Source organism: Novosphingopyxis sp., assembly GCF_965218915.1.
In the GTDB taxonomy this organism is placed as follows: domain Bacteria; phylum Pseudomonadota; class Alphaproteobacteria; order Sphingomonadales; family Sphingomonadaceae; genus Novosphingopyxis.
In genome coordinates this window covers 523,987-542,410 of the sequence record NZ_OZ244708.1, presented here as the reverse complement: position 1 = coordinate 542,410, position 18,424 = coordinate 523,987, and the positions used below count along the sequence as shown (strand labels likewise).

General features: G+C 61.0%; 10 protein-coding genes and 1 pseudogene. 8 read left to right on the top strand and 3 right to left on the bottom strand.

The window, feature by feature from the left end:
• Positions 1 to 127: 127 nt before the first annotated feature.
• The 8 genes and pseudogenes from ACOQPC_RS02575 (at position 128) to ACOQPC_RS02540 (ending at position 13,942) form a co-directional block, all read left to right on the top strand.
• The gene (locus ACOQPC_RS02575; protein WP_420607106.1) at positions 128 to 385 is read left to right on the top strand and encodes a hypothetical protein; all 258 of its coding nucleotides are present in this window, start codon (positions 128 to 130) and stop codon (positions 383 to 385) included.
• A 162-nt stretch (positions 386 to 547) separates the two neighbouring features.
• A complete protein-coding gene (locus ACOQPC_RS02570; RefSeq protein ID WP_420607105.1) occupies positions 548 to 1,228 on the top strand; it encodes a ZIP family metal transporter in 681 nt (226 codons plus the stop codon).
• A 481-nt stretch (positions 1,229 to 1,709) separates the two neighbouring features.
• A pseudogene (locus ACOQPC_RS02565) lies at positions 1,710 to 2,135 on the top strand (tyrosine-type recombinase/integrase); the annotation flags it as partial.
• Positions 2,136 to 2,220: 85 nt separating this feature from the next.
• A protein-coding gene (locus ACOQPC_RS02560) for an IS3 family transposase (RefSeq protein WP_420605478.1) occupies positions 2,221 to 3,572 on the top strand; the annotation gives its coding sequence in 2 pieces (ribosomal slippage) (positions 2,221 to 2,557 and positions 2,557 to 3,572; 1,353 coding nt in all).
• A gap of 50 nt (positions 3,573 to 3,622) precedes the next feature.
• Positions 3,623 to 5,530 carry a DUF2339 domain-containing protein gene (locus ACOQPC_RS02555; protein WP_420607104.1) on the top strand — a complete coding sequence of 636 codons (1,908 nt, stop codon included), beginning with the start codon at positions 3,623 to 3,625 and terminating at the stop codon, positions 5,528 to 5,530.
• The gene (locus ACOQPC_RS02550; protein WP_420607103.1) at positions 5,527 to 6,849 is read left to right on the top strand and encodes a DUF3999 family protein; all 1,323 of its coding nucleotides are present in this window, start codon (positions 5,527 to 5,529) and stop codon (positions 6,847 to 6,849) included. Before ACOQPC_RS02555 ends, ACOQPC_RS02550 begins: the two co-directional genes overlap by 4 nt.
• A gap of 877 nt (positions 6,850 to 7,726) precedes the next feature.
• Positions 7,727 to 12,826, top strand: a complete 5,100-nt coding sequence (locus tag ACOQPC_RS02545) for a beta strand repeat-containing protein (protein WP_420607102.1) — start codon at positions 7,727 to 7,729, stop codon at positions 12,824 to 12,826.
• A 54-nt stretch (positions 12,827 to 12,880) separates the two neighbouring features.
• A complete protein-coding gene (locus ACOQPC_RS02540; protein ID WP_420607101.1) occupies positions 12,881 to 13,942 on the top strand; it encodes a TIGR03032 family protein in 1,062 nt (353 codons plus the stop codon).
• Between the two features lie 388 nt (positions 13,943 to 14,330).
• On the opposite strand, the gene ACOQPC_RS02535 is transcribed toward ACOQPC_RS02540, so the two are convergent.
• From ACOQPC_RS02535 to ACOQPC_RS02525, 3 genes are read right to left on the bottom strand one after another with little or no spacing between them, the layout of a single operon-like run.
• Complete coding sequence (locus ACOQPC_RS02535) at positions 14,331 to 14,726, bottom strand: hypothetical protein (RefSeq protein ID WP_420607100.1); 396 nt, start codon at positions 14,724 to 14,726, stop codon at positions 14,331 to 14,333.
• A gap of 10 nt (positions 14,727 to 14,736) precedes the next feature.
• Positions 14,737 to 15,999 carry a TolC family outer membrane protein gene (locus ACOQPC_RS02530; RefSeq protein ID WP_420607099.1) on the bottom strand — a complete coding sequence of 421 codons (1,263 nt, stop codon included), beginning with the start codon at positions 15,997 to 15,999 and terminating at the stop codon, positions 14,737 to 14,739.
• On the bottom strand, positions 15,992 to 18,424 hold the full coding sequence (locus tag ACOQPC_RS02525) for an FtsX-like permease family protein (RefSeq protein ID WP_420607098.1): 2,433 nt from the start codon (positions 18,422 to 18,424) through the stop codon (positions 15,992 to 15,994). The genes ACOQPC_RS02530 and ACOQPC_RS02525 overlap by 8 nt, the downstream gene beginning before the upstream one ends.

The following is an 18,424-nucleotide window of genomic DNA, read 5'->3' as shown; positions in this document are numbered from 1 at the left end:
CAAGCCGGTGATGTTGACGGCAGTGCCTTTACGTAACTCACGTTGCTGCCCGCAAGCATCAGCGCATAGGCACCGATTAGCGCTCTAAGCGTTACCCAAATGGCTTACACCTCAAGGAAACGGACATATGCCAAATATCGTCGATATCGACTTCGAGACAGCAGCATTTCAGGACGGAGACGTGACGTTTCAAGTTGTCGTAGAAGAGCAGAAGCGAGATGTTATCATCAATCCGAGAGTGCTGCTTGGGACCCAAGCAGCAAATGCCGAATATGACGCAACAGCAGTCCAGATGCTGTCGCGCCATGCAACTGAAATTCAGCCCATTTTGGATATGCATTTCAGAGACGGTCCTGGCGCACCTACCGTTTTCAAGATCAATTGATCGCCCTTTGATCGCGTCAAACGTCACTACTGTCAGCAGGTAATGGGCTGCATCGAACGTTACGCCGGGCAACGTAAGTGCGATCAAGCCTCAAGGCATCCGGTCAAAACGGCATAAACAGCGTAGCCCGGATTATGAAGTCTGCTGATCAGCCGCCACATTTTGAAAAACTTGCACTACAGCGGCGTGCTTGAAGGGTTGTCCGGCGCGTTGATGCTTGGCGCGGCATGGGGAATATTCTGGAAACTGCCTGAGGAAGTGGAAGGATTTCTGATCGCGCTCGCTGGCGGCGCGCTCATCGTTTCGGCGTTGTCGGAGCTAATTGAACCCGCGCTGGCCAAGTCATCTCTCACACTAGTCGTGTCTTCGGTTGCCGCGGGGGCCGTGGTATTCACCCTTGCTGATTATCTGGTCGAGAGGAAACTGGGCGAAGACAACGGCGGCGGGCTACTGGCGTCGATCACGCTGGATGGTATTCCAGAAAAAAACCTGGCGCTTGGCGTTGCTCTGATTGGTGCCGGGCCGATGCAGGTCGCTGCGCTGGCCGGATCGATCTTTCTGTCGAACCTGCCGGAAGCCGCTGGCGGCGCGAAGGAGATGGCGCAAAATCGGTCAATGGGTCAGGTGTTTGCCCTGTGGACGGCCCGGCGGTATTGCTGTCAGCGGCGGCGATCATCGGCAATTTGCTGCTGGAGGGGGTGGCCCCGGAATATTTGGCAGCTATTCGTTGTTTCACGGCAGGTGCGGTTATCGCGTCCTTGGCAACCGCGGTATTTCCCAAAGCATATCGTGAGGACAGCTACGTCGCCGGCGTGGCAACCGCCCTGGGGGGAACTGGCTTAATCCCGCCGATCTGATCGTGCGAGAGCCCGAGGTGGTGCCAGGCTATCCGATCGCATCCTCCCCAAAGACGAGAACGCCGAGCCATCAAGGGAAGAACTCTCATGCTGAACCATATAGTTCAGTGTACAACCTGTTCGCGCAGAAAGCGCAATCTCGCGAACTTTCCCTGCTTTAGACCGGTCATTCGAGGTCATGCGCCGCGGCGGCGGCAGCAAAAATCGTCTGCTGCGTGTCAAGAGCGACTTTCGAGCCGCCGTTGAACGAATATTAGCTTTCAGCACTTGCTCGCGCGCCAAAGCAGTCCGCCGGCTTACGGCCCAATTCCCGCCGGTCTCAAAAGCGCCCTAACAGCTGCCGTTTGACGGTGGCATCGATAATACCATAAGCTGACGTTCTTTCGATCTCAGCATTCTTTCACGGCGTAAACCCGAAGTAGTCGATTGTTCTAACCCTTGGCCACTTCCGGCCCAGGAGAATGACAATGGGTTACTCACGATATGATAGCGCGATGCAGGGTCGCTCGGCATGGAATGCAGGAAAGACGGTCGGCACCAAGCGACCGCTTACCCAGAAGCAAATTTGGGCCATTAGGTTTTTTCTGGATCGAGAGGGAAGGCTACGAGACCGGACACTGTTTGACTTGGCGATCGATAGCAAATTGCGAGGTTGCGATCTGGTGAAGATCAAGATTGGTGATGTTGTAGCCGGTGCGGACATCAGGAACCGGGCCACGGTGGTTCAGCAGAAGACCAACCGGCCGGTCCAATTCGAGCTCACCGCTGACGTTAGGGCTACTCTGATTGCATGGCTGGAGAGGCGCGGAGGTGGCCATGGCGACTTCCTGTTCCCGAGCCGCGTTGATCACCGCCGCCATATGAGCACGCGGCAATACGCCCGGCTGGTAGACTGTCCGCCGTCAGCACCCATGGCACAGATTTGCGGTTGTGATTTAAGGAGGATTTGGGTCTCGTCGTAGTGACGAAGGAACGAAGATGAGACCCAAATCCTCAAAGCCCAAAGCCACCGCCGAGAAGGTGGTAAAAGACATCCGGCGGGCGACGCGTCGGCACTTCTCAGCCGAGGACAATATCCGTGTGGTGCTGGAAGGCCTGCGCGGCGATGACAGCATTGCTGAGCTGTGCCGCAAGGAAGGCATCGCCCAGAGCCTGTATTACACCTGGTCCAAGGAGTTCATGGAGGCCGGCAAGCGGCGCCTCGCTGGCGATACTTCGCGTGCGGCGACGACCGACGAGGTGAAGGATCTGCGCCGCGAGTCCCGCGATCTGAAGGAATGCGTCGCCGACCTGACGCTGGAGAACCGCCTGCTTAAAAAAAGCATGATGGCGGATGGGGGAGACCAAGAATGAGGTATCCTGCCACCGAGAAGCTGGAGATCATCAGGCTGGTCGAGCAGTCGCATCTGCCAGCAAAGCGCACGCTGGACCAGCTGGGCATCCCACGCCGGACCTTCTACCGCTGGTATGACCGATACCGTGATGGTGGCCCGGAGGGGCTCACCGATCGGCCGTCGGCGCCAAGCAGGGTGTGGAACCGCGTGCCCAGCGAGATCCAGGATCAGATTATCGAACTGGCGCTGGAGCAGTCCGAGCTGAGCCCGCGCGAGCTGGCGGTGCGGTTCACCGACGAACGGCGCTACTTCGTCTCCGAGGCGACGGTCTACCGCCTGCTGAAGGCCCATGATCTGATCACCAGCCCCGCTTACGTCGTGATCAAAGCTGCCGATCGCTTCCCCACCCAGACGACCCGGGTGAACGAGATGTGGCAGACCGACTTCACCTACTTCAAGATCATCGGCTGGGGCTGGATGTATCTCTCGACCGTGCTGGACGATTACTCGCGCTACATTATCGCCTGGCGGCTGTGCAGCACGATGAAGGCCGAGGACGTCACCGATACACTGGATATGGCATTGGCGGCGTCAGGCTGCTTGTCGGCCAATGTTCGGCACCGCCCACGGCTGCTGAGCGACAATGGTCCGAGCTACATCGCCGACGAACTGGCCGATTACATCAAGGCGAACGCCATGAGCCATGTTCGCGGCGCGCCGTTCCATCCGCAGACCCAGGGCAAGATCGAACGCTGGCACCAGACCCTGAAGAACCGCGTCCTGCTGGAGAACTACTTCCTGCCCGGCGATCTGGAGCAGCAGATCGAGGCGTTCGTCGAGCATTACAACCACCAGCGCTACCATGAAAGCCTGGACAACGTGACGCCCGCCGACGCCTACTTCGGCAGGGCCGCAGCCATCATCAAACAGCGAGAAAGGATCAAACGAAAGACCATCGAACATCGGCGCTTGCAGCACCGCAAGATAGCCGCCTAAACATCAAACCCCCGACGAGGCCCACGCTCCGCTAATTTACAACGCGAGTTGTGCCAAATGTTCTGACGACGGACACGTTTCTGATCGTGTCGGTTCTGATCTACGTGCTGACCGGCGTGTTTTATACTCGCGCGACGCCGGGGCCGCTCGGCAATATCGTCGACACAAGCTTGCTGTTCGGACCGGCCATTGCCGGTTTCGCCCTGCAGGTTGGCCTGGTGCACGAAAGCCCGTTCGGGAGCGCTTTCGCCGCGCTTGGATTTGCAGCGCTGTATCTGGGCGTCGCGAGCTGGGCCATGCGGTTTCGCAGCGATGGGCTGCGGACGTTGAACGAAACCATGCTGGCCATCGGCGTCGGCTTCGTCACCTTGGCGGTGCCGCTGGCGCTGGGTGCGCGGTGGACATCGGCGGCGTGGGCGCTGGAGGGCGCAGGGGCCTTCTGGGTCGGGATGAGGCAGGCACGATGGCTGCCACGGCTGTTCGGTATCGCGCTGCAGCTGGTGGCCGCAATGCTTTATCTGAGTGGAATGGCGGAAAATACGTCGCCCGTTCCACTCGCCAATCCGGGCTTCATCGGTGCAATGCTGATCGCGCTGGCGGCATTGGCGACCGCATGGTGGATGCGCGAACCTTTACGATCGGGAACAGCGGGCACCGCGTCGAACTGGACCAGGCTGTACGAGGGATATGAGGTGAAGCTCCCCGAGCCGACGTTCCTGTTCAGTTTTGCGTTCTGGTGGCTGGCCTGGGTCGTTGAAATCGGCAGGGTGCCGCCATCTGTCTATGCCGACGCTCCAGGCGCGTCGGTGTTCGGCGCCATAACCCAGGTGCTGCTGGCGATGCTGGTGTATATCGTCAGTGCATGGGCCGCGCAGATTGCCGCGCGGCGGTTGGATTGGCCGGTCGCCCAGTGGCCGAGCCTTGCCACATTAGCGCCGCTGGCGCTGGCGTTTCTCGTGGTCGTCGGGTCGGGGGCAAGCGTGCTGAATTCCCCGGACTGGATGATCTGGATCGTGGCGATAGCGCTCCACGGCTGGATGTTGCGAGACAACGATCTCGAACCTGAAGCGAGGGGGCAGTTTGCATTGGTGCGGGCGAGCCATGTCGGTGGATTGTGGCTGGCCACCGCCATGCTGGCAAACAGCCTGTCGCTGGGTATCGATCGCGCAGGATTGTGGGACACCGCCTGGGCCCAGATCGTTTTCCTTGTCGCCGCCATCGCGATATTGGGCGTGCTGACCTGGTGGACCCGCGGCGCGCTGGCCGATCTTGCAGCGCCCGCGCGGTGGCCGCTGAGCCGCCACGCCATCGCCTATGGCTGGTATGGTGCCATACCGATCGCGGCGCTGATCTTCGCAGGATCATTGGTGACAGCGCTGGTATCCGCTGGCGAGGCTGCACCCCTGCCATATATCCCCGTGATGAATCCCCTGGAAATAACCTTGGGCCTGTCGCTCGCGGTGTTGGCCGTGTGGCACCGAGCCACGTTGTCTTTCGACCCCGCGGTGCCGGGCGTCACGGTGCTGCGCAGGCCCTGGGCTTTGGCATCGCTGGCCGCGCTGGGATTTGTGATGATCAACACCGTCTGGCTGCGGATCGCGCATCATTTCCTCGCCGTTCCCTGGAGCGCGGACGCGCTGCACGGCAGCTTCGTCGTGCAGACGGGCTTGGCGATTTTGTGGACCCTGGTGGCTCTTGCGCTGATGGTGCTGGCGCATCGCCGCGGCGCGCGCATCGTCTGGCTGATCGGCGCGGGATTGCTGGGGATCACCGTGGTAAAGCTGCTGTTGGTCGATATGAACAATGCCGATGGCGGCGCACGGATCGTCGCTTTCATTGCGGTGGGCCTGCTGATGCTGGTGGTCGGCTATTTCGCGCCTTTGCCACCGCGATCCGCCGAGATCGCCGACGCGGCGCCGGGGCAGGCCTCTAGCGATCGACGGCAGCCGGTCGCATGACCATCGTCAGACTGATTGGGCTGGCGCTCGCGTCGTTCCTGCTTGCAAGCGCCGGACCAGACGAGCCGGGCAGCGGCCCTGAAACATACCGGTTTCACGTCCCCATCGCCGTCGAAAGCGGTCATCCGGTGCAGCGCTTGGAGGTTCCGGGAGAAGCGATGGTTGCATCCACCAGTCCCGATCTGGCCGACCTGCGGGTATTCGACGCGGCCGGCAAGGCGATGCCGATGGCACGGATTGCAGCCAGGCACGGCCCGGTGCGGCGCGACACATTCCCCGCCTTGCCGATACTTGGCAGTGCGGACGCGCTCGATATCACCGGCGTTTCGCTGCGGCTCGACGGTCGCGGCCGCGCGAGGGTCGCCAATGTCACAGGGACTCCTGTGGAAAGCGGCGGTGCAACGGCAATATTGGGCGTCCTGTTCGACGCGCGCAAGATCAGCGGCCACGCGCAAAGCCTGTCGCTTGATGCCGACCTGCCGATTTCGCAGCCGATCACCTTCGTGGCGGAGGCGAGCGCGGACCTTAAGAATTGGCGCAAACTGGGGGAACAGGTGGCTTACCGCGAACCAGGCGCGAGAGAAGCGGTGACGCTATCGTTGGACGGTGCGCTTGTTAGCGAAGAATTTGTCCGGCTGACATGGTGGGCGAATTCCCGATTGCTGACCCCGGTAACAATCAGGAGCGGTACGCTGGTAACCCGCGCGCGCTCTGCAAGCGCGAACCAGACGGTCAGGGCACATCCGCCCGCGTTGACCGATGGACATACTCTGGAATTTATGGTGCCGACCTCCGCCCCCGTTCGCGCCGTCGGGGTTGTTCCGACGGGAACCGATGTCATCATACCGGTGCGAATCTTCGGTCGGAGCCACTGGGAACAGTCGTGGACGCTGCTAGGCCAGGGGACGGCGGCGCGCGCCAGTGCGATCGCAATCCGGGCCGGCAGATATCCGATGATACGGATCGAGGCAGACCGCGCATCGCCCGGTTTCACCTCGCCGCCCGAGCTCGCCTTGCAGTTCGCGCCACAAAATATCGCCTTCCTCGCGACTGGCACCCCGCCATTCGTGCTCGCAGCGGGCAAGGCACAGGATGTACAATCGTATTTTCCACTGGCCAGCCTGATGACGCAATCGGGCGGGCAGGACCCTGGTAATGCGACGACGCGTCCAACCGACCGCGTGCTGCAATTGCGCGGTATCGAGGACGATGCGGGGATCGGTCGGCAGGCGTTGCTGTGGGCGATCCTGCTCGCGGCGACCGCGCTGCTTGCCGCGATGGCGTGGTGGTTATGGAAGCGCAACAGCGGGTCGGCTTGACCGCGCAAGACCGGCTCTTGTTCGATCCGCGATAAGTTTCACGCCGGTGGGCCGGCGAGTGACACATGGGACCTTCCCGATGGGTGCACCGTTTCGACGGCACGGAGTCGATCCGGGCTATCCTAGCACGGTCTTGGCGATCGACACGCCGGTCGTGCGCACTGATAGCGATGTGGTCATCGCCATATACGACGAGTTTGGCTACGCTTAGCGGATCATCTCGGTCGCTCGGGAAATACCGGCGGCCCTAAGCTAACCGATCTAACGACTGGTTGGGTAGAATTGCTACCTCATTTTCGGCACCCTTAAGACCTGCTAACTGCCGTTTGAACATCTTCGCTCTAATGCTGGCGCGCGAAGCGCAATGACCGATGGCGGGCCCGGCGCTGGACGGCCGGATTTAACGCACAGCGTCCAAATCCGGTCAGGCAGCTATCGGCCCACTAGCAGCCCAGCGGCTGTTGTCTTGAGCAGCCGGTCAGCAAAGCGCCCCAATCTAGGTCATTCAATCAGCCTTCGCAATCCAAAATCTTTCAATCATTTAGGTAGCAGCCGGTGGCGGCATTGCGCTATAAATATTGCCGCCTAGGGCACACAAGAGCGCCCAAAACTTGCCGTCCGACAGTTGGAAATTCACTCGACCTGTTGTGTTGGATGGGCCTCGGAATTTTGCGCTAAATGGAGTGAAGATCGACGTGAGAAATCTGGATCAAGGCGATCAGCATTCGAAGGTTCAAAAATTGCGGCGCATCGAAACAATTTCACGATGAACCGATGCATCCGCCTCGGTCGTGAAATCAGCCAGTTGACGGGCGTAATAATCCTCCTAAGGCGTCGTTTATTGAGCTTGTCGCTCAGCAAATAAGCCAAGGAATTTATGAATATGGTGCGTTTTGGTTCGGTCGATCATTGTCACTCGCATTCGCGTTCGCCCAAGCTGGGCCTGCGACAGGGTTGCGCGCTGGGCGTTCTAGCACTGGCGAGCGCGGCGTTTCCCCAAGCCGCTCAGGCACAGAACCAATGCGGTGCACCGCAAGACGGAACGGTCACATGTTCGCCGGACGGAAACCCATACAACACCGGCATCCAGTACGCTCCGGTCGAAGACCTGACGATCGTGCTCGAGCCGGATGTGGTCGTGGCACCGGATGGAGCCGTATCAGGTGTCGTTCTGCAAGGCGACGTGCGAGGCGAGGTCGTGGCGCAGACAGGCGCGACGATTGATTCCAATGGCTCGGGCATCTTCGTCAACACTGCGGGCACCACAGTAGATAACGGGTCGACGATTGCTGCTGGCACGCGCGGCATCGGGGCCTATTCCGACAATGACGTAACGGTGACCAACACCGGAGCGATTACCGTCGATGGAGATCGAAGCGGAGCAAACTTTGCATCGGCTATCGCGGCAGGTTCCGATGTCGGGCCAGTTTCCGTCACGAATTCCGGTGAGATCGCGCTGTCGGGTTCGGACTTTTTCTCCAACGGAATAATCGCGCAGACTTTCAGTGGCGCCTCAGCCATCGAAATCGATAACAGCGGCGACATAGCGCTTGCGACCACAGGTGTTGACGGTTTCTCCAACGCTATTTTCGCGGGAGCCTATGCGAACGGAGAGGGTGGTACGGCAATCACCAATTCGGGCGATCTGACCGTTTCATCGGCCAACACCGCCCGCGGCATTGCGGTGTATAATTACAATGATGGCGGTGTGATCATCGATAATTCCGGTGGCATCGACGTCACGGGCGCGAATGCCCATGGCATCATCGTGGAAAGCCGCGGTTCGGCGCTCCCCAGCGACGTGGTGATCTCGTCCTCGGGCGACATCAGCGCGACGAGCACCACCGGCGGGTTTGCGGCGGGTGTCCGCGCAAGTACCTTTGGTTCGCTCGCAATCGACGTTGCGAATGTCACCGCAACGGGTAATGCGACCCAGGGCATCGTCGGCCGCGCGGACGGCGACATCGCAGTCGCCGCCGACACGGTTTCCACTTCTGGCGACAATTCCAACGCGGTTGATCTGGCCAGCTATTCGGGTGGTATCGACTTGGCGGTGGGCGACGTGTCGACTAGCGGCTCACTTTCGGGCGGCGTTCGGGCGATCGGCGGAACCGATTCGGACGTGACCGTTACGACGGGCAATGTGGCAACGGCTGGCACTGCAGGCAGCAACTACTCGTTCCTTCCCACCTCCACCGCGATTGTCGCAACTGCTCAAGGCACTGGCAATGTTACGGTCGTTTCGGGTGATCTTACGACGGCTGGTCTGGGTGCCGCTGGCCTCAACGCCAGCGCGGCAGATGGTGATGTTCTGGCCAGCACTGGCGATATCGTAACGACTGGCGGCCGCGCGAACGGCGCGACCGTTCAGAGCTATACGGGCGACGTATCCGTCTCGACCGGATCGGTCGCGACCAGCGGCGACGGTTCGGCCGGGATTTACGCCGTGGCACGCAATGGCGGTGCGACTGTCGACGCGAACGGCGCGATCTCGAGCGAGGGCTTTAACGCACGCGGTATCAACGTCTTTTCCGGTGAAGGCGGCGCCGATATCAATTTCACCGAAGTGACGACGACGGGCGGGCTTGCTTCCGGCATCTCGGCCATTTCCACGGGCGGTGACGTAACCGTATCGGGCGCGGACATCAGTTCGCAGGGTCAGGCGGGCTACGCGCTCTATGCGGCGTCCGACAGCGGCAATGTCGTGCTCAACACGACTGGCACCGTTTCGGCTTCGGGTCGCGGCGGCGTCGGCATCGTGGCGCAGTCCGACACCGGCAACACGATCGTGACCGCGAACAACGTCATCGTGGCGGCAGCCGATGAGGGCGATCTTGAGACCACGCGCGGCGGCATTCTCGCCAGCGGCGCGAACACCACCGTAACCGTTACGGGTACCGCCACGACCACGGGCAGCGCGCTTTACGGCGGCACGGCGGACGCGGTGAATGCCACCGCGACCGATGGCGATGCCATGGTCAGCGTGGTCGATGTCAACACCAGCGGCGACAATGCCGATGGCGTGGAGGCGACATCGGCCACCGGCATGACCACCGTCGATGCCACCGGGACGATTACCACGACGGGCGACAACAGCCGCGGCATCATTGCCCGCGGAGAAACCGGCGTGACCGTGACCGGCGGCGGCGACGTGAATACGGCGGGTGATAATGCCAATGCCGTCGATGTGGCGAGCAACAATGGTCCGCTAGATATCACTGTGGGCGACATCTCGACGACGGGTGAGTTTTCCAACGGTGTGCTTGCGGCGGGCGGTGCGGACTCTGACGTGGTTGTTACCACGGGCAGTGTTTCGACTGCAGGCCTGGAGGGCGGAAATTATTCCTTCTCGCCCACTTCGTCGGCGATCCTCGCCACCGCGCAGGGCACGGGCAATGTCAGCGTCACCTCCGGCGACCTTTCGACCGTCGGCCTGGGCGCGGTTGGGGTTAACGCAAACGCCGCAGATGGTGACGTTACAGTCGCCACGGGCAATGTGACCACCACTGGCAACCGTGCAAATGGTGTCTCGGCGCAGAGCTATAATGGCAGCGTGGCGGTTTCGACCGGAACGGTCTCGACCACAGGCGATCAGTCGACCGTCATCTACGCGATAGCCCGCAATGGCGGCGTCACCGTCGACGCGGGCGCGATCGACACAGCGGGCTTCGCTTCCAACGGCATCACCGCCGTTGGCGGAGAAGGTGGCGCTGACGTCAGCTTTACGCAGGTAAGCACGGCGGGGCAGCTCACCACGGGTGTCTCGGCTTATGCGGCTGGCGGAGACGTCAGCGTTTCCGGTGCCGACATCAGCAGCACCGGGCAGGCGAGCACCGCGCTTTATGCTTCGTCCGATAGCGGCGATGTTATGGTCGCCAGCACCGGCAGCATTCTGGCTTCCGGCCGTGGCGGTTCGGGTATCATTGCGGTATCCGACACCGGTGATGTGGACGTGACTGCGAATAATGTTTCGACGGTTGCAGCGCTGGACGACGATGTCGACAGCGCCCGTGCCGCGATCATCGCGACCGGCGCGAACGCTTCGGTTATCACGACGGGCAACGTAAGCACCTCGGGCCAGGCACTTTATGGCGGGTTCGGCGATGCTATCCGCGTCACCGGCACGGATGGTGATGCCAGCGCAACGGTTAACAATGTTCTCGCCAGCGGCGATGGCTCCAGCGCGGTAGTCGTGACCGCAACCGAAGCGGCTTCCGCGACTGTCAACGGTCGGGTTCTTGCCCAGGGCGAGGGCACCGACGCGCTTTACGTAACGGGTGATACCGCTGCGGTAACCGTGGCAAGCGGCGGCAGCGTCCAGGCCACCGATGGCAACTCCATCACGCTCGATTCCATCACCGGCAGCACGCTGAGCAATGCCGGAACCATCGCCAACAATGCCAATGGCATTGCAGTGCTGGCGCTGGGTGGGCCGATCGCGATCACCAACAGTGGCCGCCTGACGTCGGACATAGTCCTGACCGATGGTGCCGATAGCGTGAATAACAGCGGCACCTTTGTCGTTGGCGTAAATCCCGATTTCGGGGCTGGCACCGACAGTTTTGTGAACAGCGGCACGGTGCTGGTTGGGAACGGCGCGACCGCGATAGTCTCGCCAACTTTCACTGGTCTGGAGAGCTTCACCAATGCTGGCGGTCTCGTCGATCTACGAAACGACCGGGCGGGCGACACGCTTACCTTGCCGGGCAGCTTCACGGGCACGGGCAACAGCCAGCTCGGTCTGGACATCGCCTTTGGTGATACCAATGATCGACTTATCATTGGCGGTGCGGCGAGTGGCAACACGACGATCGTGCTCAATTCGCTAGACGACAATCTGTTCAGCTTCGGCAATGGCGGTACGTTGGTCGATGTTGGCGCCGCATCCAACGCCGGTGCTTTCAGCCTTGCCAATGGTTCACAGGAGCAGGGCTTCGTCCGTCTGGAAGTCGTCTACGACGCGGCCAACAGCCGTTACGATCTGGTCGGTGCGCCCAGCGATGCGGCGTTCCGCACGCTCAATTATGTTGAAGGTGTTCGCAACTTGTGGCTGCAATCGGCCGACGTGATCTCCGCGCAGTTGCGGGCACGGCGTGATGCGCTCTGGGGCTTTGGTGGCGGCGATGCGTCTGCACGGACTTGGGTGCAAATCCACGGCGCCGTCGATACCCGTAAAGATAATCGTGACGTGACCGATTTCTCGCGCACGCGCACGCTGTCCAATGGCTTCCAGCAGGATTATTTCGGTGGCCAGGTCGGCGTCGATTTCGGCGGTTCCAGCGGTGAGAAGGGTGGCTTCGCTTTTGGCGTAACCGGCGGCTATCTGAACTCTTCGCAGAACTTTGCCGGATCGGCCGATCGCATCCGTTACGATGTCGTCAACGGAGGCCTCTACGCCAGTTATTCGTCGGGGAACTTCTTCTTCAATGCCTTAGGCAAATATGATTATTACTGGGGCGATGTGAACGGCCAGTCGGCCGGGTTCAGCCGTGACGTCAAGGGAGACGCCTATGGTGGCCGCGCCGAAGGTGGTGTGCGCTTCGGCAGCGATACATTCTTCGTCGAGCCAGCCGTGAGCATCTCCTACGTGAAGAGCGACTTCGACTCGTTCAATGTGGGCGCTACGAACGTCGACTTTGACGATGACGATGGTCTTCGCGGCCGTGCCGGTGCCCGTGTCGGTGGTCAGTTTGGCTTGGCGGGAGCGACCAAGGGCTCCTTCTATGTCGGCGCCAATTACGTCCATGAATTTCAGGGCGAAGACGGCGTTACATTCACCAATAATGGTCAGTCGTTCAGCTTCGTGAATGATCATATCGACGATTATGGCGAGGCGATCGTGGGTCTATCGATCGGAAGTGCCGACGGCATTTCCGGCTTCTTCGAGGGCAATTACCGGCGTTCGTTTAAGGACAATAACGGCGTAACGGATCTTGAAGGCGCAGGCGGCCGCGCCGGTCTTCGCATTCGGTTCTGATCAAGTGGGGCATCGCGGTCGCAATGGCTGCGGTGCCCCACTCCGGATATTTTCTTGACTGAAGAAACCATATCACCCGCCAAGCCGCCCAAGACCGATATAACGGTCTCGCGCGGTCTGGCCGATTGGCTGCATCTCCATGAGACCAGTTTGGCGTTCACATCCTATCAGACAGGGCAATTGTTTCTGGTCGGCGTGCTGCCGGACGGCGGCATCTCGCTAAACCAGCAGAATTATTCCCGGGCAATGGGCATATCTTTCCATGCCGGGCGGCTCTATCTCGGCTCTCACTTCCAGATTTGGCGCTTGGAAAACATGCTTCGTCCGGGAGAACTCGGCAATGGTTCATTCGACGCGGTATTCGTGCCCCGCAATGCGCAGACTACCGGTGATGTCGATGTCCATGAGTTGGGTGTCGATAACAAAGGGCGGGTGGTCTTCGTCAACACTAAATATTCCTGTCTCGCGCGGCTCGATCTCCGTCACAGTTTCGCTCCGATCTGGCAACCGCCTTTCATATCCAAGCTGGCCCCCGAGGATCGCTGCCATCTGAATGGCCTCGCTATGTTCAATGGAGAGCCGAAATATGTCAGTGCGGTCAGCCGCACGGACTTGGTCAATGGATGGCGGGAGCGGCGCGATCGCGGCGGTGTGATCATTGATGTAACCAGCGACGAGGTCGTCAGCGAGGGATTATCGATGCCACATTCACCGCGCTTGGTGGATGGCACGCTCTATGCGCTCGATTCCGGTAGGGGACAGCTGATAGCGATCGATCCCGCCACCGGTAAAAGCCGCGATATCGCGTTTGCACCCGGTTTCATGCGCGGCCTCGCCATCCATCGTGGTCATGCTATCGTGACGCTTTCCAAGCCGCGTGACGGATCGTTCAAGGAGTTGGCGCTGGAGCGAGAGCTTACCAAGCGCGATGGCGATGCTTGGTGCGGGATTGTCATCATCAATCTCGCCACGGGTGATATCGTCGAATGGATTCGTATGGAGGGCGATATTGTGGAACTTTTTGATGTCGCCGCCATCCCGGGCGTGCGCACGCCTATGTCGGTTGGTGTCAATACGATAGAAATGCGCAACTCGATCACGTTCGAAGCAAGATAGAACTGAAAAGCGTTGCTTTGGGCGCGCTCTTCCTTTCCCGATGAATCGAAACGATGCATGTTTTGCCCGCGCAGCATCTTGCCGCAGGGCTTTGGCGGGGTAGCAATATCGCGCGGACTAAATCAGCTGTCGAATGTCGGTCAGCCCATAACCTGCCATTCCGCCTGCGGCCCAGTTGCAGCCGGTCTGCAAAGCGCCCAATAGTGGTCATTCGTGACCGCCTTTCGATCTCTCGAAAGCTGCCCTAGCTAGCTGCGAACGTCTTCCCGCCTTATGCCCAAGATCCAAAGCATCCTACTTCCAGCTAAGTGCTGGCCTCAAAAGCTTCGAATTTATCCGCTCCTGCGATGTACCGGTGCGAAAACCGATACTGTAAACTCGGCGGCAATCATGTTTTTCGTTCCAAGGTGCCGCTCTTGCCAGAGAATGTTAGCGCCAGTTTTATCATCGGTCTTTTCGTAAGTGTTGCGGGCTCTTCATATTGGCATGGCTGGCGCACCGCTTCGAAAGGCACCATGTGATGCTGGCAGCGTTGACCGAATCGATTACAGTATAAGGTGCGGCGCTGTTTCTGCCGCCCGGCGATGCGACGCTTCTGCCCGTCGCGCTCAAACTTATCGTGGTCATGCTTCTCTGGAGTTATCCGCTCGGCCGCAGCCAGCAGCAAAATTTGCGACAAGGTTTCGGTGTGCGATGACGCAGACAGGCGAATTTGATAACGTCGGAGGTGCCCAGCAGTTTTTGTGCGTGAGTACGGCGGTTTGCTACATGCCGGGCGCTTCATACGTCCAGCGTCAAAGATAGGCGCCTTCATCCAGCCGGCCCGCGGCCCGCAACAGATTGGCTTGGGCGATCAGTTCGTCGCTTTGGCTGCGCGCGAGCGCCAGCTGTGCGGCGCGGTAGCTTTGGTCTGCCAGGAGGATGTCGATCGTTGAGCGCAGTCCGAACTCATATTCGGCGCGCACGCCGTCCAACGCCAGTTCGGCTGCCTCAAGCCCATCCCGGCTGGCCTGAAGGCGAAGCTGCGCGGCCTCCAGCGCGGCCCAGGCGGTGTCAACGACGCGAATCACTTCGCGCTCGACGCTTTCTGTCGCGAAACGCTCGGCCGAATACGTCGCCTCCGCCTCGCGCACGCGTGACGGGACCAGCCCGCCAGTGAAGATCGGTAGGTTCAGCGATAGTCCGACCATCGCCTCGCTTTCGAAGCCGCGCAGACCTCCGCCCGAGAGCTGTGCGCCCCGGCCATAGCCAGCTGCCAGATCCAGCGAAGGAGCGCCAACGGCTCGTGCCCGGAGGATCCGCGCGGCGGACGCATCGGCAATACTGGTCTGTTCGAGCAGCAACGGATTGGCCTCCTCCGCCGAAAGCCGCGCCTCAGGCAAGTTGGTCGGCAGCGCATCTGGCGGCGAAACAGTGGCAACGAGATCGCCCGGCGACTGCCCCACCACCGCGCGATAAGTAGCCGCCGCGCTGGTCAAGGCGGCTTCGGCATCGGCAAGGCTGGCGAGGACATTGGCCCGCTGGGCGCGCAATTGCGCGACGTCCGTCAGTGTTGCTTCGCCCAGATCGAACCGGGACCGCGCTTCGTCCACCTGCCGGTCGAGCCGTTCAATCCCGATCCGTGCCACCTCTACCGAGGCCTGCGCGAACAGAAGGTCGGCATAGGCGGTCACGACCCGTTCCAGAACCGCAGCCTCGCGGTCACGCACACGTTGTTCGCCAGCCGCGACATCGGCATTGGCCGCGCGCACTGCGGAGGGCACCCGCCCGCCCGTCCAGATCGGCAAAGTGACGCGCAGGTTCGCGTTACCCGCATTGCCGATGCCGTTATTGTTATAGCCGGCACCGACATCGGCGGAGAGCGTCGGGCGGCCATCGGCGCGGGCCTGCTCGGGTGCTTCCTCCAGCGCCGCCTGCCGGGCGCGTGCTTCGGCGAGGACCGGGTTGGTGGCATAGGCCAGAGCGATCGCCTCGCGCAGAGTTTCTGCTTGAGCAGGCGCGGCTGCCGCTAGTGCCGCCGACAGAAGCAGCGAAGACCGAGCGCGGCCTTCAATCATATCGCAGCGCCCAGGCCGACGTCGTCCGGCTTGCGCGCAGCGACTGGCCGAGCACGGTCAGCACGGCGATCGCCAAGGAGAGCAGGCTCGCGCCAAGAAAATAGATGGGCGACAGCGCAATCCGGTCGGCGAACCCGGCCAGCCATTTCTCCATCGCAAAATAGGCCAGCGGCCAGGCGATCAGATTAGCGATAATGACGGGTCGCAGGAACTGGCCGACCAGAAGCTTGACGATATCAGCAGAGGAGGCGCCGAGCGACTTGCGAATGCCGATCTCCTTCACCCGGCGCGCGGTGTTGAACGAGGCCAGCCCCCACAGCCCGACCATGCCGATCAGAACCGCAAGCCCGGCGCCGATGGCGAACAGCCGCGTGGCGCGGTCGTCATCCTCGTAGAATTTGGTCAGCCGCTGATCGGCCGTCTGCGCATTGAACGGGACTTGCGGCACCATGCGCTGCCAGATGGTCTCGATCTCGGCCATGACGGCACGCGGATCGCCGGTGAACCGGATCGAGGCGACGATGGCACTGTCTAGCGGCGCAGGGTCGGCGGCATAGCGATAATAGGTGGCCTCGATCGGATCGCGCGGCCCCGAAAAACCCATATCTCCGACCACACCGATGATGGTGCGCGGCCGGTCACCACCCACTGTCTTGCCGATCGCTGCCTGCGGGGAAGTGAATCCAAGGGTGCCGACTGCTTTACGATTGATGACGATATTGATCTCGGTCCCAGTGGAGCCGCCCATGCTATTGTCCGCCGGCCGAGTATCATCGAACAGGCGTCCGGCGACTAGCGACGTGCCATAGACATCGAAGAAATGCGGTCCGACGATCTCCCAAATCAGCGACGGCCCCGATCCCGATACGCCGGGCAACGGCACATTGTCGGCATTTTGCGCGCCGCTACCGCCAACGACGGTGTTGGCAAGCGCGGCTTCCCTTACCGCCGGCAGCGCACGCACTTCTTCTATGAAAGCGCGTTTTTGCGAAGCTTCGACCAGGCTATCGCGCAAGGAAAGCACGGTCATCAGCCCCTCGCGCTGGAAGCCGATATCGGCTGCACGCACATACCGCGTCTGCGCCACCAGTACAGCGGTGCCGATCAGGAAGGCGATGGCGAGACCGAACTGTGCCACCACCAGCGCTTCGCGAATGCGGGTGCTTGTCTGACCACCACCGGGCGACCGGGATGAGGCGAGCACGGAAGCGGGGCGGAAGCGCGACAGGATGAGCGCGGGATAGGCACCCGCCAGCAGGCCCGCAACTATCGTGAGTATGGCCAGCGCGGGCACCACGGATTGATAGGGTATGGAGAGTGACAACCCTCCCGCCGCGTTCACCAGCGGCAGCCCTAGCTCGGCCATGATGAGGCCCAATAGCGAGGCAACCGCCACGGTTAGAACCGCTTCGGCCAAAAACTGACGCATGACCGCGGCACGGTTTGCTCCCAACACCTTGCGCATGGCGACCTCACGTGCTCGCAGACTGGCGCGCGCGGTGGCCAGATTGATGTAGTTGATCAGCGCGATCAGCAGAGCAAATATCCCGACCAGTCCCAATGTGATCAGGATCAGCTTTGCGCTGGCGCTGGCGATGCCTTGCGGTTTCAGATGCGCATCGACGAGCGGCAGCAATTGAATACCGACTGTGCCCGACGGATTGTCACCCATATCCGCCTTGCCGCGGCGATCTACGAAAGCGGGCATCTTTTCTTCAAAGGCGCGGGCCGCGGCTGGGTTCGGAAAGCGCAGATACGTCTGCAGGCTGGTGCTGCCCCAGTGAAACCAGTTGGAGTTCTGCCGCTCCATGTCGACGGGCAGCGGGGTCAGGACCGAAAGCTTGAAATCGCTGTTGGCGGGCAAATCCTCGAACACACCGGCGACGCGGTAATCCTTTTCCTCGTAGATCGAGACAATCAGCGTCTGGCCGATGGGATCGCTGTCTCCGAAATAGCGCCGCGCCGCGCTTTGGCTGATCAGGACGGCACTCGGGTCCGTCAGCGCGCCATCGCCGCTTCCGTCCGCCATCGGCAATTCGAATACTTTAAAGAAGGACGGATCGACCATCGCCACATCCTCGGTGACGGCGTTGTTGCCGCGCCGGACGATGCCGCCTTCCTCGCCGCCTAGTATCCGGGCGCCGATCGTGCCGGGGAAATCCTCCTGCAGCTGATTCAGCAGCCCTCCCATCGAGTAGGTATAAGCGCCGTTGACCGGACTGCCGGGGTCCATCCACACCGTCTCCACGACGTAGACCTCGTCATGCCGGGGCAGCCATTTTTCATAACTGGTTTCAAAGCGGACATAGAGGCCGAGTACGATGAAAACGGCGATCCCAACCGCCAGCCCGCCGATATTGAGCGCGGCATAAAGCTTGTGGCGGGTCAGTGAACGGTAAAGCGAAAGCAGCGCAAAGCGGTTCAT

Bases quoted from the DNA above. Each gene is read 5' to 3' on its own strand.
- ACOQPC_RS02550 (WP_420607103.1), top strand. From the start codon at position 5,527: ATGACCATCGTCAGACTGATTGGGCTGGCGCTCGCGTCGTTCCTGCTT.
- ACOQPC_RS02535 (WP_420607100.1), bottom strand. From the start codon at position 14,726: ATGAAGCGCCCGGCATGTAGCAAACCGCCGTACTCACGCACAAAAACT.
- ACOQPC_RS02530 (WP_420607099.1), bottom strand. From the start codon at position 15,999: ATGATTGAAGGCCGCGCTCGGTCTTCGCTGCTTCTGTCGGCGGCACTA.
- ACOQPC_RS02525 (WP_420607098.1), bottom strand. From the start codon at position 18,424: ATGAACCGCTTTGCGCTGCTTTCGCTTTACCGTTCACTGACCCGCCAC.
- ACOQPC_RS02545 (WP_420607102.1), top strand. From the start codon at position 7,727: ATGAATATGGTGCGTTTTGGTTCGGTCGATCATTGTCACTCGCATTCG.
- ACOQPC_RS02575 (WP_420607106.1), top strand. From the start codon at position 128: ATGCCAAATATCGTCGATATCGACTTCGAGACAGCAGCATTTCAGGAC.